This window comes from Streptomyces narbonensis (assembly GCF_014649015.1).
GTDB classification, from domain to species: Bacteria; Actinomycetota; Actinomycetes; order Streptomycetales; family Streptomycetaceae; genus Streptomyces; species Streptomyces narbonensis.
In genome coordinates this window covers 47,347-66,901 of the sequence record NZ_BMSF01000016.1, presented here as the reverse complement: position 1 = coordinate 66,901, position 19,555 = coordinate 47,347, and the positions used below count along the sequence as shown (strand labels likewise).

The following is a 19,555-nucleotide window of genomic DNA, read 5'->3' as shown; positions in this document are numbered from 1 at the left end:
GACGCTTCGTCCATGGATCAACGGTACGTCAGATCCAGCCGTCCAGCGCGGACATGAACCCGTCGAAGTCGTCCCGGTGGATCGTGTGACCGGCGCCCGCGACGGTACGGAGGGTGAAGCCGCGCCCCTCCAGCATCGAGGCGTCCTCGGCCGAGATCAGCATGCTCGGATCGGCGAGCGTGACCAGGGACGGCACGGCGGGCCGGTCCGGCCACATGTCCGTACCGGTGAAGTCGACCAGCCCGTACGCCGATTGCTCGTCCCAGACGCGTACCGACTCCATCTCGGTGTCGAGATCGTCGTCCGACCAGCGCGGGTTGAACCCCCTCACGAGGTCCCGGGAGAAGGTCTTGCCCCGGACGAAGAGCTCCGGCGCGTACCCGCAGGGACCGCGCTTCAGATGCCAGGCGGGGTCCGAGTACACCGCGCGGGCCGGCGCGAGCCGCTCCACGGCCCGCGCCAGTGCGAGCCCGCCGAGCGAGTGCCCGACGGCCAGTTCCGCCCCGGCGGGGAGGTTCTCGACGAGGTCGTCGGCGTAGTCCTCCGGCCGGTACTCCCCGGGTCCCGCCGCTCGGCCGCTCGCCCCGTGCCCCCGCAGGTCCACGGCCACGACCCGGTAGCCCCGCGAGGCGAGGGCGGGCCCGACCCGCCGCCAGGTGCGGTGATCGGCCATGAGGCCGTGGACGAGCAGGGCTGTCCGGTCACCGGATCCCCATGTGGTGGTGTGCAGGCGCACGGTGCTGCCTCTCCGAGTGGTGCGACGGATACGGGGGCGCCCCGTGGATCAGGGGCATCGGCACGCCCTGATCCGCCGGGCACCCCCGGGCGACGCCGACTACCGGTCAGCGCACGCCGCGGATGGGGCGCACGGCGAGCGCGCCGAGGACCGACAGTACGGCCGCCACGACGAACAGGGCCGTGTATCCGCCACCGCTCAGCGAGACGACGAGCGAGGCGACGAACGGGGCGATGATCTGCGGGCCGGCGTTGGCGACGTTGAGCACACCCATGTCGCGGGCCGCGTCCTCGGCCTTGGGCAGCACCATCGTCACCAGCGCGGTGTCCACGGCCATGTAGCAGCCGAAGCCGAGACCGTTGACGACCGAGAAGGCGAGCATCGCGGTCCAGCTCGTCGAGACGGCCGGGATGACCAGGGAGAGGGCGGCGAGCACGGCCGACGCGCCCACGAAGAGCTTGCGGCGGTCGAAGCGGTCGGACAGCCAGCCGCCGAGGACGGTGGAGACCACCATGGCGACCGCGTTCAGCGGGGTCAGGACGGCCACGGCCTCCTCGGCGGAGAGACCGGCGGGCAGCTCCGTGTGGTCCTTCAGGATGTACAGCTGGAATCCGGCCACCGCGAAGTATCCGAGGACCAGCAGCGCCCGCCCGATGAACGCCCAGCGGAAGTCGTGGTGGGTGAGGGCGCTGCCGAAGGCCGCGATCTGCTGCTTGACCGGCAGCGGGGCCTTCGGGGGCATGCGCTCCTCGCGGGCGCAGGCGGTGAACAGCACGGCCGTGCCGGCGACGACCGCGCCGAGGACGAGGTAGCCGGTGCGGTAGCTCTCGGAGAAGGCCGCACCGATGAGGGCGCCGATCGTCGAACCGATCGGCAGACCGAGGCCCACGGCCGCCGAGGCCTTGCCGCGCGCGTCCATCGGGACCCGGTCGGGCACCACGGAGGTGATCGCCGCCTGGTAGATGTTCATGACGGCCTGGCCGAGACACCAGGCGATCGTGACCAGCAGGATCGTGTCGACGCTGCCGAGGAGCAGCATCACCGGCAGCGCGAGCAGACCGCCGCCCAGGATCCACGGGTTGCGCCGTCCGGACCGGTCGGAGAGCGCGCCCGCCACCGGGTTGAAGACGGTCGCGAAGATCGCGGACACGCCGGCGACGAGGCCGAAGTTCGCCACCTTGTTCGCGGGGTCGATGTCCTCGATCTGGAGCGCGAGGAGCATCCCGCCGACACCGATGTACAAGGCGTACATCGCCGAGTTCCCGGCGAGGAGCAGCGGCAGCAGGCCCCGCGTCGGCCGGCGGGCCGCGGGGGTGTCGGGGCCGGCCGTACCGGATTCGGGGGTTTCGGGGCCGGCGGTTCCGATGCCGGTTCCGGAGCCGGTTCCGGAGGAGGAAAGGGCCACAGTGCCCTCCTGGGAGAGATCGCCCGATGAGGGGGCGAGGAGCGGAATGAGCGATAGGGTTACACGTGTCAGTGACACGTGTGAGCACTGTGTAGCACTCAAATCCGGCCATCCGCCAGACCCTGTGCCGGATTGTTCTGGAAAGATGCCGGAGCGATGAGCCACTCAACCGAACAGACCCCCGAACGCCCCACCGGTCAGGCGGTCCCCACCAGTGCCGACGTCGCGCGCCTCGCGGGCGTTTCCCGGGCCACCGTCTCGTACGTGCTGAACAACACCTCGGCCGTCCGGATCAGCGAGCCCACCCGGCGCCGGGTGCGCGAGGCGGCCGAGGAGCTGGGATATGTCCCCCACGCGGCGGCCCGCAGCCTGCGCGCCGGCCACAGCCGGATGGTGCTGCTGCCGAGCGCCCACATCCCCGTCGGTCCGCTCTACAGCCAGTTCTTCCACGATCTCCAGTGGGAGCTGCGGCGCCTCGACTACACGGTGGTGCAGTACGGCAGCGTCGGCCTGAAGCCCGACGAGGCGGCCCGCGCCTGGGCCGAGCTGCGGCCGGTCGCCGTCGTCTCGCTCGGCGAGGTCGAGCTCACGGAGCAGTCGGTCGAGCTCCTCAAGCGCTCCGGCGCCCGCGCCGTGATCACGCTCGGCACACAGCAGGTCCCGGGCACCCACTCCCTCGCCCTGGACCAGGGCCGGATCGGCGAGGTCGCCACCGCCCACCTGATCGAGAGCGGCCGGCGCCGGATCGGCGTCGTCGTGCCGGAGGAGCCGGGCCTCGGGATGTTCTCGCAGCCCCGTCTCGAAGGCGCGCAACGCGCCGCGCGGACCGCCGCCGCCACCGAGGCCGGTGCCGGTGCCGACGCAGTGGGTGTCACGGTCGTACCCCTGCCCCTGCGGTACGACGAGGAGTCCGCGGACGAACTGGCCGGACGGTGGCGCGAGCTCGGGCTCGACGCCGTGTTCGCCTACAACGACGAGTACGCGATGCTCCTCATGCGGGCGCTCCAGGACGCCGGGATCTCCGTACCGGAGGAGACCGCCGTCGTCGGCGCCGACGACCTGCTCCTCGGCAGGCTGCTGAGGCCGCGCCTGAGCACCGTCCACATCGACATGGTCCTCGGCCGCGAGCTGGCCGAGCTCGTCGACCGGGCCGTCCGGGACACGGACGTACCGCCCCGCTCCCGTCGCCTCCTCGACTCGCGGGTCGTCCGGCGGGAGTCCAGCTGAGCGCTTAGCGTCGGTGCATGAGCACAGTTCCGAAGCGCTACGAGATCCTGCTGGTGGCTGAGCACGTCGAGGACCGCGGCGGCGCGGCCGTGGAGGACAGTGCCGTCCGCACGGCCGTCGTCGAGGCCACCGGGCGGCACGGCGCCTCCGGCTATCCGATCTACGAGGGACACGGCATCGTCGCCGACATCGACCCGGAGACGAGGACGGTCGAGGCCCTGCTCGTCGACGGCCGCGAACTCGACTACGGCCTCACGGCCCTCGTCCGCCCGGCGGCGCGCGGCTGACCTGGCACTCTCCCCGGCCGACCCGCTCCCGTCCGGCCGGAAGAGGCCCGTTGACACCGTGCGGCGGCGGGCACAGACTCGGCGGCGCATGCCGGAGACGAAAGTCTCCACACCAGGCGAACAGAGTCGTTCCGAAGGTAACGTGGGAGAGAACCGATGAGCATCCGCGACGTCTACATCGTCGACGCCGTCCGCACACCGATCGGGAAGTTCGGGGGCGCGCTCGCCGGGGTGCGCCCGGACGACCTCGCCGCCCACGTGGTGCGGGCGCTCGTCGACCGCTCGCCCGCGCTCGACCCGGCCCGCGTCGACGACGTCTACTTCGGCGACGCCAACGGCGCGGGCGAGGACAACCGCGACGTGGCCCGGATGGCCGTCCTGCTCGCCGGACTCCCCGTCAGCGTCCCCGGTGTCACCGTCAACCGCCTCTGCGGCTCCGGCATGGAGGCCGTCATCCAGGCGGCCCGCGCCATCGCGCTGGGCGACGCCTCCGTCGCCATCGCCGGCGGCGTCGAGTCCATGTCCCGTGCCCCGTGGGTCCTGCAGAAGCCCGAGCGGGCCTTCCCCGCCGGTCACCAGCAGCTCCACTCGACGACCCTCGGCTGGCGCATGACCAACCCGAGGATGCCCGCCGAGTGGACGGTCTCCCTCGGCGAGGGCGCGGAGCTCGTCGCCGACAAGCACGGCCTCACCCGCGACCGGCAGGACGCCTTCGCGCTCGCCAGCCACCGCAAGGCCGCCGAGGCGTGGGCGAAGGGGCTGTACGACGACGAGGTCGTCCCGTACGCCGGCGTGGACCTGACCCGCGACGAGTGCATCCGCGACACCACCTCCATGGAGGCGCTCGCCAAGCTCAAGCCGTCCTTCCGCACCACGGGCGGCACGGTCACGGCGGGCAACTCCTCGCCGCTCAACGACGGCGCGGCGGCCCTGCTCCTCGTGGACGAGGACGGACTGCGCGAGACGGGCCGCGAGCCGCTCGCCCGTATCCGCACGTCGGCCGTCACCGGCATCGAGCCCCAGCTCTTCGGCCTCGGCCCGGTCGCGGCGGTCCGGCGGGCCCTGGCGAAGGCGGGATGTTCCTTCGCCGACCTGAAGACCTTCGAGCTCAACGAGGCCTTCGCGGCCCAGGCTCTCGGCTGCCTCGCCGAATGGCCGGAACTCGACCCCGAGATCGTGAACCCGCGCGGCGGCGCCGTCGCCATCGGCCACCCGCTGGGCGCCTCGGGCGCCCGGCTCGCCGGATCCGTCGCGCACCAGCTCGCCACGGCCGGGTCGGGCACGGGCCTCGCGGCGCTCTGCATCGGCGTGGGCCAGGGCCTGGCACTGGTCCTGGAGCGCTGACCCGGGCGCGTAGGCCCGGGTGCACGCATGCCCGGGCACGCACGCCCGCGCACGCATGCCCGCGCACGTACGTGTACGTACACGTACGTACGAGAGAGGGGTACGGGAGGCTCTCCCGTACCCCTCTCTCGTACTGTCCTCGACCCGTCCTCGCCCCGTCGTCGTCACGGGGTCACGGCGGGGCTCACTGCTGCTGAGCGGCCTCGACCGACTTGCGGACCTCGTCCATGTCCAGCTTCCTGGCCTGCCCGATGACGTCCTCCAGGGCGGCCTCCGGCAGGGCGCCCGGCTGCGCGAAGACGGCCACGTTGTCCCGGACGATCATCAGCGTCGGGATCGAGCGGATCTCGAAGGCGGCGGCCAGCTCCTGTTGGGCCTCGGTGTCCACCTTCGCGAAGACCAGGTCCTGGTGCCGCTCGGACGCGGCCTCGAAGACCGGGGCGAACTGACGGCAGGGACCGCACCACGAAGCCCAGAAGTCGATCAGGACGAATTCGTTCCCGCTGACGATCTCGTCGAAGTTGTCCTTGGTGAGCTCTACGGTGCTCATGGTGCCTACCTTTCGGGGTCTCCTGGCGGTGTCCTCACGGTCCCCTGGGGACTCGCCCGGCACAACGGCGTATCGAGCCGCGCTATTCCGGACCCGTGCCACCAGACTGGTCCCCATGACGCGAACGGTGGATGCGGGACAGGACCAGGGCCACGGGCACGGGCACACGCACGGGCACGGGGCGGAGGAGAGCACCTACGACGTGGTGGTCCTCGGGGCCGGACCGGTGGGCGAGAACGTCGCCGACCGGGTGCGGGCGGCCGGGCTCACCGCCGCGATCGTCGAGGCCGAACTGATCGGCGGCGAGTGCTCGTACTGGGCGTGCATGCCCAGCAAGGCGCTCCTGCGCCCCGCGATCGCCCGCTCCGACGCCCGCAAGGTCGCCGGGCTCCGCGAGTCGGTCTACGGCCCGCTCGACGCCCTTGAGGTCCTCCGCCACCGGGACACCGTCGTCGGGCACTGGAAGGACGACGGCCAGGTCGACTGGCTGGATTCGATCGGCGTACGGCTCTTCCGCGGCCACGGCCGCCTCGCCGGGCCCCGCCGGGTCGCCGTCACGGGACCCGAGGGGGACGAGCACGTCCTGACGGCCCGCCACGCGGTTGCTGTTTGCACCGGAAGCCGCGCCGTCCTCCCCGAACTCCCCGGCCTGCCCGGGGCCAGGCCCTGGACCAGCCGTGAGGCGACCAGCTCCGACCGGGTGCCCGCGCGGCTGACCGTGGTCGGCGGGGGAGTGGTCGGCGTGGAGATGGCCACCGCCTGGCAGGCCCTCGGCGCGAAGGTCACCCTGCTGGTGCGGGGCGGGGGTCTGCTGCCCCGGATGGAGCCCTTCGTCGGCGAGCGGGTCGCCGCGGCCCTCGCGATGCGCGGGGCCGACATCCGCACGGGTGTCGACGTCGCCGCCGTGGTGCGCGACGGGGGTACGGGCCCGGTGACCGTGGTCCTGGAGGGCGGCGACCACGTCGAGGGCGACGAGGTGCTCTTCGCCACCGGCCGTGCCCCGCGCACCGAGGACCTCGGCCTGGAGACGGTCGGTCTCGCACCGGGCTCCTGGCTCGACGTCGACGACAGCCTCCGGGTCACCGGCACCGACTGGCTCTACGCGGTCGGGGACGTCAACCACCGCGCGCTCCTGACCCACCAGGGCAAGTACCAGGCCCGGATCGCCGGCGCCGCCATCGGGGCCCGCGCGCACGGCACCGAGCCGGCGGCCGGCGAGAGCTGGAGCGCCCACACGGCCACCGCCGACCACGCCGCCGTGCCGCAGGTGGTGTTCTGCGACCCCGAGGCGGCGGCCGTCGGACTCTCCCTGGCCGAGGCCGAGCGGGCCGGTCACCGGGTCCGGGCCGTCGACGTCGACATGCGGCAGGTCGCCGGAGCCGGTCTCTACGCCCAGGGCTACCAGGGCCAGGCCCGGATGGTCGTCGACCTCGAAAGGGAGGTCGTCCTCGGTGCCTCCTTCGTCGGCCCGGGGATCGGCGAGCTCCTCCACTCGGCGACGGTCGCCGTCGTCGGCGAGGTCCCGATCTCCCGGCTCTGGCACGCCGTACCGTCGTACCCGACGCTGAGCGAGACGTGGCTGCGCCTCCTGGAGGCCTACCGGGGCTGACGCACCATCACATCGCTTACGTGTGCGGTGTGTCGGGGGCGTACGGGGCGATGAGCAGACGTGCCGCCGAGCGCGCCGCCTCCAACGCGGGGCGCGCGTCCCGGCCGGAGTCCTGGCCCAGGACGACGCGGGTGCTCAACCCGTCGAGCAGGGCGAGGAGTTCGGAGGCGCGGGCGGTGGCGTCGAGCGGTGCGAAGCGCCGTCGGGTGACCCCCGCCGCGAGCAGGGCCTCCAGGTCCTCCTGCCAGTCCCGGTCCAGCGCGTCCTGGGCCTCGCGCAGCGCGGTGTTGCCGGGGGTGCGGGCCCAGAGCTCGATCCACAGTGTCCAGCGGGGGTCGCGGGGCCCGCGCGGCAGGTAGAGCCGCAGGAAGAGGTCCAGCTTGCGCTCGGCCGGGATCCGCCGGGCCAGCAGGGCACCGCGCTCCCCGGCGAGCGCGGCCTCGCTCCAGCGGAGGGCGGCGAGGAGCAGCAGGTCCTTGCTGCCGAAGTAGTACAGGATGTGGCCGCCGCTCGTCCCGAGCCGCTCCGCGAGCGCGGACATGGTGAGCGAGGCGAGGCCCTCCTCGGCGATCACCGCCATGGCCTCCTCCAGCATCCGCTCCTGGGTGACGTTCCCGTCCCGCCGTCGTGCCGCCCCAGCCACCGCCGTCGTCCCCCGATCCCAGTCCCGATCCGGGTCCCGTCCGGGCCCCGATCCATGTTCCGCATCCCGCTGTCCGTGGGGTCGACCTTAACCGCAACCTGTGAGGGTCTTGACGTGGCCTGAATCCATCGCCCATCTTGAATGCCATTCAAATACTTAGAACGGCATTCAAGACAGGAGTGCGGTCGTGATCGGACACGAGACGACGCCCGTGACCACGGGGACGACGGGCCGGGACGAGGTGTTCCGGGTCGAGGAGCACGGGATCGACCCCATCCCCGACGCGGAGCGGCACGGCAGCGCCAAGGACGTCTTCTGGCTCTGGTTCGGCTCGAACCTCACCTTCACCTACGTCATCAACGGCGCCCTCGCCGTCGCCTTCGGCCTCTCCTTCTGGCAGGCCACCGCCGTCGTCGTCCTCGGCGGCCTCTCCTTCCTCGCGATCGGCGCGGCCGGACTCAGCGGCGTGCGCACCGGCACCGCGACACTCGTGATCTCCCGGGCGGCCTTCGGCGTCCGCGGCAACTGGCCCGCCGGTCTGCTCAACTGGATCGTCAGCATCGGCTACACCGTCGTGAACACCGTGGTCGGCACCCTCGCCCTCGAAGCCTTCTTCGCCGACCTCGGCTGGCACGGCGGACACCTCTCCAGGGCCCTCGCCCTCGCCGTCACCCTCACGCTGACCTTCGCCGTCGCCCTCTGGGGCCACGCCACCGTCCAGTTCGCCGAACGCTGGATGGCGTACGTCCTCGCCATCGGCTTCGCCGCGCTGCTCGTCCTCGTGCTGCCCGGTGCCGACACCTCGGCCCCCTCCGCCGCGCCCGGCGCCGCCGGCTGGAGCATCGCCTTCGTCGTCATGCTCGCCGGCCCCTTCTCGTACGTCCCCATGCCCGCCGACTACACCCGCTACCTGCCCCGCACCACCTCCCTGAAGGCCGTCACCCTCAGCGGCGGACTCGGCGGCTTCCTCTCCTCCGTCGCCCTGGGCGTCGCCGGCGTGGCCGCCGCGACACAGGCCGACATGACCGACGCGGTGGCGGGCGCCGCGAGCCTGCTCCCCGGCTGGTTCCAGCCCCTCTTCCTCGCCCTCGTCCTCGGCGGCTCGGTCACCAACTCGATCATCACGCTCTACTCGTCGAGCCTGAACCTCCAGGTCCTCGGCATCCCGTGGAGCCGCGCCCGCGCCATCGTCATCAGCGCCGCCGTGACCGCCGCCGGCTCCCTCGGAGCCCTCTTCCTCACCGACTTCACCACCTCGCTCCTCTCCTTCCTCTCCCTCCTGATCATCGTCTTCGCCCCCTGGGCCGGGGTCTTCCTCGCCGACATGGTGCTCCGCCGCTGCGCGTACGACTCCGCCGCGCTGCACGTGCGCGAGGGCGGCGCCTACTGGTACCGCTCCGGATGGCACCCGGCCGGCTTGACCGCGCTCACCGCGGGCCTCCTCTTCTCCGCGCTCACCTGCGACTCGGAGCTCTGGACCGGCCCCCTGGTCGCCCCCCTCGGCGGCGCGGACCTCACCCTGCTCGGCGCGGTGGTCTCGGCTCTCGCGTACGTGCTCCTCGCGGGGAGGAGCGTCAGACCGGCACGCGCCGCCTGAGCCCCGCCCGCACCCCTCGCAGATCCCCCCCCGCACCCCTCGCCGATCCCTCCTGCACACCCAGCGGTACGTACGTCATGGAGCCACCCCGCATGCACGACACCACGCCCCTTCCCGCGGACCTCGTCCTCACCGGCGCCCGGATCCACACCGTCGACCCCGCGCTCCCCGAGGCGCAGGCCCTCGCCGTCCGCGGCGGCCGCATCGTCTGGATCGGCTCCGACGTCGGAGCGGGCGCCTGGACGGGCCCCGACACCCGGGTCCTCGACGCCGGAGGGCGGCTCGTCCTGCCCGGCTTCGTCGACGCCCACAACCACGTCCGCCTCGGCTCGGACGACGCCTGCGTCCAGCTCGCGGGCGCCCGCACCCTCGACGCCGTCCACACGCGCATCCGGACCTGGCGCGAGGCGCACCCCGACGCCGAGTGGATCGAGGCCGAGGCCTTCGACTACTCGGCCGTCCCCGACGGGCGCATGCCCACCGCCGCCGACCTCGATCCGGCCACCGGAGACACCCCCGCCCTCGTCCTCAGCTACGACGTGCACACCGCCTGGCTCAACACCGCCGCCCTCCGGCGGCTCGGGGTCGACCGCGACCACACCGACCTGCCCTTCGGCCGGGCCGTGACCGACCCGGACACCGGGGAACCCACCGGATTCGTCAAGGACTTCGCGATCAAGGGCCTCTCCCGCGACGGCCACCGCGCACTGCGCGACCTCGGATTGCCCTGGGCCTCGCCCGACCGGCAGTACGGCCGGCTCGCCAAGAGCCTGGACGACGCCATCGGCTACGGCATCACCACCGTCGTCGAGCCGCAGAACTCCCTCGACGACCTGGCCCTCTTCCAGCGCGCCCGGGCCGAGGGCCGACTGCGCTCGCGGATCGTCGCCGCGCTCTTCCACCCGCGTGGCACGACCGACGACGACCTGGACGACTTCGAGGCGGCGGCGAAGGAGTTCGCGGACGACCGGCTGCGGGTCGGTCCGCTCAAGCTGTACATCGACGACGTCGTCGAACCCCGCACGGCCGCCCTCCTGGAGCCGTACGCGGGTTGCTCCCACCACCGCGGCGACACCTTCTATCCGCCGGAGGAGTTCGCCGAGCTGCTCACCCGGCTGGACGCGCGCGGCTTCCAGTGCTTCGTCCACGCCACCGGCGACCGGGGCATCCGCACCGTCCTCGACGCCGTCGCCCGTGCCCGCGCCGCCAACGGTCCGCGCGACGCGCGCCACCAGATCGTCCACGTCGAGTGCCTCGACCCGGACGACACGCCCCGCTTCGCCGAACTCGGCGTCGTCGCCTGCATGCAGCCCCGGCACGCCGCCCCCGACATCGCGGGCCCCGGCAAGGACTGGGCCGAGAACATCGGTCCCGACCGCTGGCACAAGGCCTGGCCGCTGCGCGGGCTGCGCGCGGCCGGGGCGGTCCTCGCGCTCTCCAGCGACTGGAACGTCGCCGAGATGGACCCCATGGTGGGCATCCACGCGGCCGTCACCCGCCGCCCGCCCGGCGGCGGGGAGAGCTGGACGGCGGAGGAGACGATCGACGTCGCCGCCGCCGTCGAGGGCTACACGCTGGGCTCGGCGTATGCGAACTTCCTGGAGGACGAGCGGGGTTCGCTGACGGTGGGCAAGCTCGCCGACTTCGTCGTCCTCTCCCGTGACATCCTCCGCATCGCGCCCGAGGAGATCCCGGGCACGGTGGCGGAGACGGTCGTGGTGGGCGGCGCGGTGGTCGTGGAGCGGCGCGCGGGGTGAGGGCCGCGCGGGTCAGTGGCTCCCCGCGGCCACCGTGACCCGCCGCTCGAAGGTCCGCCCGCCGTCGCGCGACTCGTACACCCCGTCCTGGGTGGCGGCGAGCAGTCGGCGGGCGTCCACGACGGTGAGCGCCTGCGGGGCCCCGCCCGGCACGGTCGAGACCCGGTCCCAGCGGATGCCGGAACCCGTCGCCGTACTGGGTGCCGTCCCCGCCCCCGCCCCGGTCCCCTTCCTCGTATCCGTACCGCGGAAGAGAGCCCCGCCCCGGTCGACGCCGAAGAGGGCGTCGGGAGCACCCCAGGAGACGTACGAGAGGACCTGGCCCGTGCCGGGGGCGAAGGTCCTGCCGCCGTCCGTGCTGAGGGCCACGCCGGTCTCGGTGGTGGCGAGGACGGTGTCGGGGGCGGTGGGGGAGACGGCGATGTCGAGGGCGCGCAGCGAGGCCCGGTCCTCCCAGGTGACGCCGTCCGGGCTGACTCGCAGGAGGCCGTTCGCGCTGTCGTATCCGTAGACCGTGGAGTCGGGCGCGGTGTCGAGGGAGTGGAAGTCCACCTCGCCGCCGAGGGACTTCTCGCGCCAGGTGCGCCCGGAGTCCGTCGACTCGACGAGGCCGAGGTCGGCGGGTCCGCCCGTGCCGGGGGCGGGGTGGCCGCTCGCGAGGAAGACGCCCGCGGGGGTGACCGTGAAGCCCATGAAGTCGTCCCTGCGGTCGCCGACGAGGGTCGGGCGGCCGGCGGAGTCCGGGGTGTGGACGCCTTCGTGGGTGGCGATGTAGAGGGTGTCCCCGCGCACGCCGAGTCCGTGGATGTGGCTCAGGGCGCCGGCGCCGGGGGAGTCGTCGGCGGCCGGAGCCTGCGAGCAGGCGGTCAGGGTGAGGGCGAGGGTCAGGGCGAGGGCGGCGGCGGTGGTGGTCGCGGCCGAGGGCCCGGGGAAGTACTTCTTCATCGTTCTTTCGCCGGAGGAGAGGAAGGGAGGAAGGCACGGGGGCGGCGCGGCCGGCCCCCGTGGGGGACCGGCCGCGCCGTAGGGACCGGGGTCAGAGCCGGTCGAGGATCTTCCGCAGCTCGGCGATCTCGGTGGACTGGGTCCGGACGACGTCGTCGGCGAGCTTCTTCGCCGAGGCGTTCCGTCCGTTCTTCTGCTCGTCCTCCGCCATGACGACGGCGCCGTCGTGATGGGCGATCATCAGCTCGGCGAACTTCCGGTCGAAGGCCTCGCCCTTGACGGCCGCCAGGTCCTTCATGTCCTGCTCGGACATCATCCCGGCCATGCCGTGACCGGCACCTGCGGACTCGGGCTTGCCCCATCCCTCCAGCCAGGCCTTCATCTTCCGGATCTCGGGGTCCTGCGCCCGCTCGATCGCGGCGACGAGCTTCCTGACCTCGGGGTCGTTGGCGCGGCCGTCGGCGAGCTTCGCCATCTCCAGGGCCTGCTCGTGGTGGGGGATCATCATCTGGGCGAACATGACGTCCGCGTCGTTGAAGGCCCCGGGGGCGCCGGCCTCGGCGGAGTCGGAGTCGGTTGCAGTGGCGGCTGCGGAGGGCGTGGCGGAGGCGGAGGCGGACTTCCCGCCGTGATCCATCCCGCTCATCCCGCTGTTCCCGTCGTCCTCCGTCCCGCAGGCGGCGAGCAGGAGCGCGGTGGCGGTGACGGCGCCGGCGAGGGCGAACTGCTTGGTGTTGACACGCGTGAAGGTGCGCATGGGAGTGATACCTCGTGTGCTGTCTGTCCGTACGGGACGTGTGCCGCACGGGCGGAAAAGGGCAGGTCGAAGGCGTTCACGGGCAGCGCGAGGCGCCCGCGGCGGCGATACGGCCTAGATCCGCAGGATCGACAGCCGGGCGAGGTCGGGAGGTCTGCGCGGCGGCGCGTGGGGCCCGAGGGCGGGGACGAGCCGCGCGAGCACGACGGCGAGCCGGTCGGGACGCCGGGCCAGGGCGGCCCTGACGAGCCCGGCGAGGAGCCAGGCGCCGAGGACGGCCACGCACAGCGTGGTCATGTCCATCCCCGCACCGGGGTCGTGTCGCGCGTCGGAGCCGCCGCCGTCAGCGGCGGGCGGGGAAATCTCCGAGGCGCCGTGGTGGACGGAGGCGGTGGTCTCCGCCGTACCGCCGGAGCCTTCGGGGTGGCCGACGGCGTGCATCAGGAACACCCCGAGCGCGAGCACGACGACGAGCAGGAGGTGCGCGACGGCACCTCCTGCTCGCATTCCGCGTACCGCCAGACGTGTTTGCAAGACCAGGACCTCCTGCCCCCGACCATACCGTGCGGGGGTATCAGATCCGCGTCAGTGGCGGTTCCGACACGGCCGACGGCACCGACGTCAGGAAGGTGTCTCGCCCGCCATCGCGGCGGCCATCCGCAGGTGCGGAGCGGCCTCGTCCGCGCGTCCCTGGCGCTCCAGGGTGCGCCCGAGCATCAGCCGGGCGTAGTGCTCGACGGGGTCGCGGTCCAGGACGGCCCGCAGCTCGGTCTCGGCCCGGGAGAGCTGCGCGGAGTGGTAGTAGGCACGGGCGAGGAGGAGCCGCTGGGCCGTCTGCTCCGGGTGCTCGGCGACGAGGCCGCGCAGGATGCGGACGGCGGTCGGGTACTCCTTCGCGTCGAAGAACAGCCGCGCGCGGTCCCAGCGTTCCCCGGCCGTTCCGAACTCGTAGTACGTGTCGCTCACTTGCTCTTCCCTTCCGGCTTCCCGGATCTGCCACTCTGTGTGACGGTCGACCAGGTCAACAAGCCTGGATGGTTGAACATTCCACTACGATAGGTTGAGCGTCATGAGCAATCTTGATCGTCAGGCCGCGTTGGCGGTGTGCGGTGGTCGGGGCTTCGTCGTCGCCGAGCCGGTGCGGGAGCTGCTCAGCCCCCGCCGCGTCCAGCTCGGCGAGTCGACCCAGGTCCGCCGCCTCCTGCCCAACCTGGGCCGGCGCATGGTCGGGGCCTGGGCATTCGTCGACCACTACGGCCCCGACGACATCGCCGACGAGCCGGGCATGCAGGTCCCGCCCCACCCGCACATGGGGCTCCAGACCGTGAGCTGGCTCCACGAGGGCGAGGTCCTGCACCGCGACTCCACCGGCAGCCTCCAGACGATCCGCCCGCGCGAGCTGGGCCTGATGACCTCGGGCCGGGCGATCTCCCACTCGGAGGAGAGCCCCCGCCCGCACGCCCGCTTCCTCCACGGCGCGCAGCTCTGGGTCGCGCTCCCCGACGCGCACCGCCACGTGGAGCCCCACTTCCAGCACCACGCCGAGCTGCCCCTGGTCACGGCCCCCGGCCTCACGGCCACGGTGATCCTCGGCACCCTCGACGGTGCCGCCTCGCCCGGCACCACGTACTCCCCGCTCGTCGGCGCCGACCTCGCGCTGACGGCGGGCACCGAGACGAACCTCCCGCTGGACCCCGACTTCGAGTACGCGGTCCTGTCCATGTCGGGCGAGGCCCACGTCGACGGCGTCCCGGTCCTGCCCGGCTCCATGCTGTACCTCGGCTGTGGCCGCACCGAGCTCCCCCTGCGCGCGGTGTCGGACGCGGGCCTGATGCTCCTCGGCGGGGAGCCGTTCGAGGAGGAGATCGTCATGTGGTGGAACTTCGTGGGCCGCACGGACGAGGAGATCCGCCAGGCGCGGGAGGACTGGATGAGCGGCTCCCGCTTCGGCGAGGTGAAGGGCTACGACGGCGACCGCCTCGGCGCGCCCGAGGTCCCGGCGACCCAGCTGAAGGCGCGAGGCCGGGTGCGCTGACCCGGGGTCGGTCCCTCGCCCTTGCCGAACTCGCTCCGGACGCGGTCCTACGCCGACAACTCGCCGACCACCTCCCGGGTCGTGTTCGCCGAGGGCGGGGGCCGGGCGGCGGAAGGTTTCGACGCCGGCTCCGAAGCTGACGGGGAAGCGCGCTTGAGGGGCGGCCCCTGCTCGGGCGTCGAAGAGTTCGCGGGCCGAGGCGTGCGGGTCCGCGAGGAGGTCGGCGGGACGGGTGTGGACCGGGGCCCACGGGGCGCCGATGTCCGTCGCGTACGACGTGCACCCGGAGGTCGAGGCCAACACCCGCGAGGTCGCCCGATCGCTCACCGACGCGGGCGCGGTGGTCGAGGAGATCGAACTCCGGCCCGGGAGGGCGGGACTCGGCACCCGTCACATCCTGTAGGGCCAGGAACGCACCCCGCACCTGAGCCCCTACCCGGGAGGGCGCCCGACGCCTGCACCACGACCGGTTACGATGGTTTGAACGTGTTCAAGTCGTCGAAGCCGGGGGTGGGTCATGCAGGCCGATGTACGAGAGGGGGTCCACCCGTGGCAGTTCGGCCTTGTGCTGCTCGCCGCGATGACTCCGCTGATTCCGTTGATCTCCTGGTCGGGCCAGGGCTACACGATTCTCTCCCTGGCCTTCGTGACCGCCGGAGTGGCTGCCGTCCCGCTGTCGCTGCATGCCCGGCCGTCGGGCTTCGGCTGGTCCATCGCCTGCGTCTCGGCGCTGCTGCTGCCGTGGTCCTTCGTGGGCGCCATGGGCGGGATGTTCTTCTTCCTTCCTTCGGTGCTGCAGCTCTGGCTGGCCGCCGGGGCGGACCCGCGACGCCGGCCGGCGGCGGCCAAGGCGATGGCCGGTGCCGGGCTCCTGGTGTCGGTGGCCGTGCTGGCCTACTTCTTCAGTGAATGAGCGGCTCCGGGAGGCCTCCCCGCTGTAGGGGTGAGGTGACCGGCGGGTCGTCAGACGCGGGGTGGGTTCCTCCGGTCGGCCGGTCGGCCGGCCGGGCGATCGGATCGCTTGTCTCGCGGCTTCGAGTATGGCGGCGCGGTAGCTGTGGCCGGTGGACGCTCGCCCTATTCTGTCGTGGCTGACAGGGGCACCCGTGGGAGAAGGGACCGGCATGTCGTCGTCGCCGAACGAAGCACATGCCTGGCTGCTGCTGTGTCCCGGGCTAGGCCGGGGCTTGGACGGTGCCGCCGGCGGTGGGCCGGGTCCGGTCACGTCGTCACTCATGGCCTGCTTCGCCGCGGAGCTCGGGCACCGGGCCGTGGTCGTCCACAGCCGTCGGCTGGTGCTCGGTGTGGACGGCGGACGGCTCACGCTCGCCGACACCGGCGGGCGATCCCTCCCCGCGCCCGCCGTGGCCTACGCCCGCCTGTCGACGCCTCGACTGTCACCCGACAGGGAAGTCACCCTGCTGCGGCATCTGGCCGCGATGGGCACGCAGTTGATCAACCCCGCCGAGGCGGTCCTGGCCTCGGTGAACAAGTTCTGGCAACTGCAACAGCTCGCCGCCGCAGGCATCCCCGTCCCCGACACCCGCACCCACACCGACGCACCCTTGGAGGACATGCTCGACGCCGGTGTGCCGCAGCCGTGCGTGGTCAAGGCCGTGCGCGGCCACCGTGGCCGACGGGTCTTCCTCGCCACCGACGACAAGGCGCTGCGAGGGGTGGCCGGCAGTCTGGACGACCGGCACCCGTACCTCCTTCAGCGGTACGTCGCCCACTCCCACGGCCGGGACCTGCGCGTCATCGTGGTCGACGGCCGGGCCGTGGCCGCAGCCGTGCGCGCGGCCGGTGACGACCGCCTGGTCTCCAACCTGGCGCAGGGCGGGACCCACACCGTCTGTACGGGGCGGTATCCGGACGCCGAGGCGCTGGCCGTCGAAGCGGCGGACGCCATCGGTCTCGGCGTCGCCGGCGTCGATCTCCTCTTCGAAGAGGACGGTTCCTTCGTCGTGTGCGAGGTGAACTGCAACCCCACCTGGCGGCCCGACATGCCCGGTGTCGCCGAAGCCATCGCCATCGCCTGCCGCAGCCGTCTCGAAGCAGTCGGCTGAGCGCCGCGGAATCCGGCACCCGTCACGGAGTTCCGGCACCGCCGCCCGTCGCGGGCCGGGGGTGAGCCGCGTCTCAGCGGGCCCTGTCGGTCTTGCTATGCAACTCGTTGCATAGCAAGATCGGGCGCATGGCGCTCGACCACGCGATCCTCGTATCCCTGCTCGAGAAGCCCGGGTCCGGCTACGAGCTGGCCCGGCGCTTCGAGCGGTCCATCGGGTACTTCTGGACCGCCACCCACCAGCAGATCTACCGCGTGCTCAAGCGCATGGAGAGCGACGGCTGGGTGGACGTCCGGGACGTGCCGCAGCAGGGGCGCCCGGACAAGAAGGAGTACTCCGTCGCCGGGCCCGGTCGGGACGCGCTCTCCACGTGGCTGCACGAACCCATCGAACCCGAGAGCGTGCGGCACGACCTCGCGGTGAAGATCCGGGGTGCCGCCTTCGACGATCCCGCCGCGCTGATCAGCGAGGTCCAGCGGCACCGGCAGGCCCACACGGAGCGGCTCGCCCACTACCTCGCGGGCGAGGCGCGGGACTTCGGGGAGCCGCCGGAGAGCGGTCCGCTCGACGCCGAGCGGGAGCTCCAGCACGCCGTGCTGCGCGGCGGCATCGCCTACGAGCGGATGATGATCGCCTGGCTCGACGACGTCCTCGCCACACTCGGCCGGTTCCGCGCAGGGCAGTGAACCGAGCCGTACGGCCAGGTCTGCACGACCTCCCTCGTACGGCCACATCCGCACCACCACATCCGCACCGCCACACCCGCACACCCGCACCACCACACCCGCACCAGCACATCCAGCACCACCACCCTCATCCCGAGCCGGAAAGGCGGACGTCATGGCCGACCCGCTGCTATTCAACCCGCACACCTACGACCCCGCGCACTTCGACCCGGAGACCCGCCGGCTCCTGCGCGCCACCGTCGACTGGTTCGAGGCGCGCGGCAAGCGCCGGATCATCGAGGACTACCGCACCCGGGCCTGGCTCGGCGACTTCCTCGCCTTCGCCGCCGAGGAAGGGCTCTTCGCGACCTTCCTGACGCCGTCCTCCTCCGCCGGCGAGCACGAGGACGACAAGCGCTGGGACACCGCCCGCATCGCCGCCCTCAACGAGATCCTCGGTTTCTACGGCCTCGACTACTGGTACGCCTGGCAGGTCACCATCCTCGGTCTCGGCCCGGTCTGGCAGAGCGACAACGCCGCCGCCCGGGACCGCACCGCCGAACTCCTCTCCCAGGGCGAGGTGTTCGCCTTCGGCCTCTCCGAGAAGTCCCACGGCGCCGACATCTACTCCACCGACATGCTCCTGGAGCCGGACGGCCAGGGCGGCTTCCGTGCGACCGGCTCCAAGTACTACATCGGCAACGGCAACGCGGCCGGGCTCGTCTCCGTCTTCGGCCGCCGGACCGACGTCGAGGGTCCCGACGCCTACGTCTTCTTCGCCGCCGACAGCCGCCACCCCGCGTACCACCTCGTCAAGAACGTCGTCGACTCCTCGAAGTACGTCAGCGAGTTCCGCCTGGAGGAGTACCCGGTCGCCGCCGAGGACGTCCTGCACACCGGTCGCGCCGCCTTCGACGCGGCCCTGAACACCGTCAACGTCGGCAAGTTCAACCTGTGCACCGCCTCGATCGGCATCTGCGAGCACGCGATGTACGAGGCCGTCACGCACGCGCAGAACCGCATCCTGTACGGCCGGCCGGTCACCGCGTTCCCGCACGTGCGGCGCGAGTTGACCGACGCGTACGTCCGGCTCGTCGGCATGAAGCTGTTCAGCGACCGCGCCGTCGACTACTTCCGCACCGCGGGTCCCGACGACCGTCGCTACCTCCTCTTCAACCCGATGACGAAGATGAAGGTGACCACGGAGGGCGAGAAGGTCATCGACCTCATGTGGGACGTCATCGCCGCCAAGGGCTTCGAGAAGGACAACTACTTCGCCCAGGCCGCCGTGGAGATCCGCGGTCTGCCGAAGCTGGAGGGCACGGTCCACGTCAACCTGGCGCTGATCCTTAAGTTCATGCGCAACCACCTCCTCGACCCGGTGGCGTACGAGCCCGTTCCGACGCGTCTGGACGCGGCCGACGACACCTTCCTCTTCCGCCAGGGACCGGCCCGCGGCCTCGGCTCGGTCCGCTTCCACGACTGGCGCGCGGCCTACGACGCGTACGCCCACCTGCCCAACGTGGCGCGCTTCCGCGAACAGGCCGACGCCCTCTGCGAGTTCGTGCTCAAGGCCGCCCCCGACGAGAAGCAGAGCCGCGACCTCGACCTCCTCCTCTCCGTCGGCCAGCTCTTCGCCCTCGTCGTCCACGGGCAGCTGGTCCTGGAGCAGGCGGCTCTGACCGGTCTCGACGAGGACGTCCTGGACGAGCTGCTCGCCGTCCTCGTCCGTGACTTCTCCGCGCACGCGGTCGAGCTGCATGGCAAGGACTCGGCCACCGAGCCGCAGCAGCTCTGGGCGCTCGGCGCCGTCCGGCGCCCCGTCGTCGACGAGGCGCGGTCGGAGCGAGTCTGGCAGCGTGTCGAGGCGCTGTCGGGGGCGTACGAGATGACGCCGTGAGTGGTGACGTGGCCTGAGGTTCCTGAGGTTCC

Annotated in this window: 20 protein-coding genes; 12 read left to right on the top strand and 8 right to left on the bottom strand. The window is 72.4% G+C overall.

What is annotated here, in order from left to right:
* Window positions 1-28 precede the first annotated feature (28 nt).
* Together IE124_RS26860 and IE124_RS26855 are read right to left on the bottom strand one after the other, a co-directional pair.
* A complete protein-coding gene (locus IE124_RS26860; protein ID WP_189511219.1) occupies window positions 29-736 on the bottom strand; it encodes an alpha/beta fold hydrolase in 708 nt (235 codons plus the stop codon).
* Window positions 737-842: 106 nt separating this feature from the next.
* Entirely contained in the window at window positions 843-2,141 is a 1,299-nt protein-coding gene (locus IE124_RS26855; protein WP_189511217.1) for an MFS transporter, read from the bottom strand.
* Window positions 2,142-2,297: 156 nt separating this feature from the next.
* Between IE124_RS26855 and IE124_RS26850 the strand changes: the two genes are divergently transcribed.
* The 3 genes from IE124_RS26850 to IE124_RS26840 all read left to right on the top strand — a co-directional run bounded on the left by IE124_RS26850 (window position 2,298) and on the right by IE124_RS26840 (window position 4,999).
* On the top strand, window positions 2,298-3,368 hold the full coding sequence (locus IE124_RS26850) for a LacI family DNA-binding transcriptional regulator (protein ID WP_189511215.1): 1,071 nt from the start codon (window positions 2,298-2,300) through the stop codon (window positions 3,366-3,368).
* Between the two features lie 17 nt (window positions 3,369-3,385).
* Window positions 3,386-3,655 carry a hypothetical protein gene (locus tag IE124_RS26845; RefSeq protein ID WP_189511214.1) on the top strand — a complete coding sequence of 90 codons (270 nt, stop codon included), beginning with the start codon at window positions 3,386-3,388 and terminating at the stop codon, window positions 3,653-3,655.
* 156 nt (window positions 3,656-3,811) lie between these two features.
* Window positions 3,812-4,999 carry a thiolase family protein gene (locus IE124_RS26840; RefSeq protein WP_189511212.1) on the top strand — a complete coding sequence of 396 codons (1,188 nt, stop codon included), beginning with the start codon at window positions 3,812-3,814 and terminating at the stop codon, window positions 4,997-4,999.
* Window positions 5,000-5,183: 184 nt separating this feature from the next.
* Here the strand turns inward: IE124_RS26840 and trxA are convergent, their stop codons facing one another.
* Window positions 5,184-5,549, bottom strand: coding sequence for a thioredoxin (trxA, locus tag IE124_RS26835; RefSeq protein WP_024757223.1), 366 nt, complete (start codon window positions 5,547-5,549; stop codon window positions 5,184-5,186).
* A 115-nt stretch (window positions 5,550-5,664) separates the two neighbouring features.
* Between trxA and IE124_RS26830 the strand changes: the two genes are divergently transcribed.
* Window positions 5,665-7,158, top strand: a complete 1,494-nt coding sequence (locus IE124_RS26830; protein WP_189511210.1) for a dihydrolipoyl dehydrogenase family protein — start codon at window positions 5,665-5,667, stop codon at window positions 7,156-7,158.
* A 16-nt stretch (window positions 7,159-7,174) separates the two neighbouring features.
* Here IE124_RS26830 and IE124_RS26825 read toward each other — a convergent pair whose 3' ends face one another.
* On the bottom strand, window positions 7,175-7,801 hold the full coding sequence (locus IE124_RS26825; RefSeq protein ID WP_189511208.1) for a TetR/AcrR family transcriptional regulator: 627 nt from the start codon (window positions 7,799-7,801) through the stop codon (window positions 7,175-7,177).
* A 187-nt stretch (window positions 7,802-7,988) separates the two neighbouring features.
* On the opposite strand from IE124_RS26825, the gene IE124_RS26820 reads away from it, so the two are divergent.
* Window positions 7,989-9,398, top strand: coding sequence for a purine-cytosine permease family protein (locus tag IE124_RS26820; RefSeq protein WP_189511207.1), 1,410 nt, complete (start codon window positions 7,989-7,991; stop codon window positions 9,396-9,398).
* Window positions 9,399-9,490: 92 nt separating this feature from the next.
* Complete coding sequence (locus IE124_RS26815; protein WP_189511205.1) at window positions 9,491-11,155, top strand: amidohydrolase; 1,665 nt, start codon at window positions 9,491-9,493, stop codon at window positions 11,153-11,155.
* 12 nt (window positions 11,156-11,167) lie between these two features.
* Here IE124_RS26815 and IE124_RS26810 read toward each other — a convergent pair whose 3' ends face one another.
* The 4 genes from IE124_RS26810 to IE124_RS26795 all read right to left on the bottom strand — a co-directional run bounded on the left by IE124_RS26810 (window position 11,168) and on the right by IE124_RS26795 (window position 13,823).
* The gene (locus tag IE124_RS26810; protein ID WP_189511203.1) at window positions 11,168-12,100 is read right to left on the bottom strand and encodes a F510_1955 family glycosylhydrolase; all 933 of its coding nucleotides are present in this window, start codon (window positions 12,098-12,100) and stop codon (window positions 11,168-11,170) included.
* Window positions 12,101-12,191: 91 nt separating this feature from the next.
* Window positions 12,192-12,857 (bottom strand): DUF305 domain-containing protein, encoded by a 666-nt coding sequence (locus IE124_RS26805; protein ID WP_189511201.1) that lies wholly within the window; start codon window positions 12,855-12,857, stop codon window positions 12,192-12,194.
* Between the two features lie 114 nt (window positions 12,858-12,971).
* Window positions 12,972-13,364, bottom strand: a complete 393-nt coding sequence (locus IE124_RS26800) for a DUF6153 family protein (RefSeq protein WP_189511199.1) — start codon at window positions 13,362-13,364, stop codon at window positions 12,972-12,974.
* A 114-nt stretch (window positions 13,365-13,478) separates the two neighbouring features.
* The gene (locus IE124_RS26795) at window positions 13,479-13,823 is read right to left on the bottom strand and encodes a tetratricopeptide repeat protein (protein WP_189511197.1); all 345 of its coding nucleotides are present in this window, start codon (window positions 13,821-13,823) and stop codon (window positions 13,479-13,481) included.
* A gap of 103 nt (window positions 13,824-13,926) precedes the next feature.
* Between IE124_RS26795 and IE124_RS26790 the strand changes: the two genes are divergently transcribed.
* The 6 genes from IE124_RS26790 to IE124_RS26765 all read left to right on the top strand — a co-directional run bounded on the left by IE124_RS26790 (window position 13,927) and on the right by IE124_RS26765 (window position 19,523).
* Window positions 13,927-14,892 (top strand): pirin family protein, encoded by a 966-nt coding sequence (locus tag IE124_RS26790; protein WP_189511196.1) that lies wholly within the window; start codon window positions 13,927-13,929, stop codon window positions 14,890-14,892.
* Window positions 14,893-15,151: 259 nt separating this feature from the next.
* A complete protein-coding gene (locus tag IE124_RS26785; RefSeq protein ID WP_189511390.1) occupies window positions 15,152-15,295 on the top strand; it encodes a hypothetical protein in 144 nt (47 codons plus the stop codon).
* Window positions 15,296-15,409: 114 nt separating this feature from the next.
* Window positions 15,410-15,805, top strand: coding sequence for a hypothetical protein (locus IE124_RS26780; RefSeq protein ID WP_189511194.1), 396 nt, complete (start codon window positions 15,410-15,412; stop codon window positions 15,803-15,805).
* A 322-nt stretch (window positions 15,806-16,127) separates the two neighbouring features.
* A complete protein-coding gene (locus IE124_RS26775; protein ID WP_189511192.1) occupies window positions 16,128-16,958 on the top strand; it encodes an ATP-grasp domain-containing protein in 831 nt (276 codons plus the stop codon).
* A gap of 128 nt (window positions 16,959-17,086) precedes the next feature.
* Window positions 17,087-17,644: a PadR family transcriptional regulator gene (locus tag IE124_RS26770; protein ID WP_189511189.1), complete on the top strand. Its 558-nt coding sequence runs from the start codon at window positions 17,087-17,089 to the stop codon at window positions 17,642-17,644.
* 154 nt (window positions 17,645-17,798) lie between these two features.
* A complete protein-coding gene (locus tag IE124_RS26765) occupies window positions 17,799-19,523 on the top strand; it encodes an acyl-CoA dehydrogenase family protein (RefSeq protein ID WP_189511187.1) in 1,725 nt (574 codons plus the stop codon).
* Window positions 19,524-19,555 lie beyond the last annotated feature (32 nt).

Coding starts and splice junctions, on each gene's coding strand:
- IE124_RS26810 (WP_189511203.1), bottom strand. CDS start 12,100: ATGAAGAAGTACTTCCCCGGGCCCTCGGCCGCGACCACCACCGCCGCC.
- IE124_RS26830 (WP_189511210.1), top strand. CDS start 5,665: ATGACGCGAACGGTGGATGCGGGACAGGACCAGGGCCACGGGCACGGG.
- IE124_RS26765 (WP_189511187.1), top strand. CDS start 17,799: ATGGCCGACCCGCTGCTATTCAACCCGCACACCTACGACCCCGCGCAC.
- IE124_RS26845 (WP_189511214.1), top strand. CDS start 3,386: ATGAGCACAGTTCCGAAGCGCTACGAGATCCTGCTGGTGGCTGAGCAC.
- IE124_RS26850 (WP_189511215.1), top strand. CDS start 2,298: ATGAGCCACTCAACCGAACAGACCCCCGAACGCCCCACCGGTCAGGCG.
- trxA (WP_024757223.1), bottom strand. CDS start 5,549: ATGAGCACCGTAGAGCTCACCAAGGACAACTTCGACGAGATCGTCAGC.
- IE124_RS26775 (WP_189511192.1), top strand. CDS start 16,128: ATGGCCTGCTTCGCCGCGGAGCTCGGGCACCGGGCCGTGGTCGTCCAC.
- IE124_RS26815 (WP_189511205.1), top strand. CDS start 9,491: ATGCACGACACCACGCCCCTTCCCGCGGACCTCGTCCTCACCGGCGCC.
- IE124_RS26780 (WP_189511194.1), top strand. CDS start 15,410: ATGCAGGCCGATGTACGAGAGGGGGTCCACCCGTGGCAGTTCGGCCTT.
- IE124_RS26840 (WP_189511212.1), top strand. CDS start 3,812: ATGAGCATCCGCGACGTCTACATCGTCGACGCCGTCCGCACACCGATC.
- IE124_RS26790 (WP_189511196.1), top strand. CDS start 13,927: ATGAGCAATCTTGATCGTCAGGCCGCGTTGGCGGTGTGCGGTGGTCGG.
- IE124_RS26770 (WP_189511189.1), top strand. CDS start 17,087: ATGGCGCTCGACCACGCGATCCTCGTATCCCTGCTCGAGAAGCCCGGG.
- IE124_RS26805 (WP_189511201.1), bottom strand. CDS start 12,857: ATGCGCACCTTCACGCGTGTCAACACCAAGCAGTTCGCCCTCGCCGGC.
- IE124_RS26800 (WP_189511199.1), bottom strand. CDS start 13,364: ATGCGAGCAGGAGGTGCCGTCGCGCACCTCCTGCTCGTCGTCGTGCTC.
- IE124_RS26785 (WP_189511390.1), top strand. CDS start 15,152: ATGTCCGTCGCGTACGACGTGCACCCGGAGGTCGAGGCCAACACCCGC.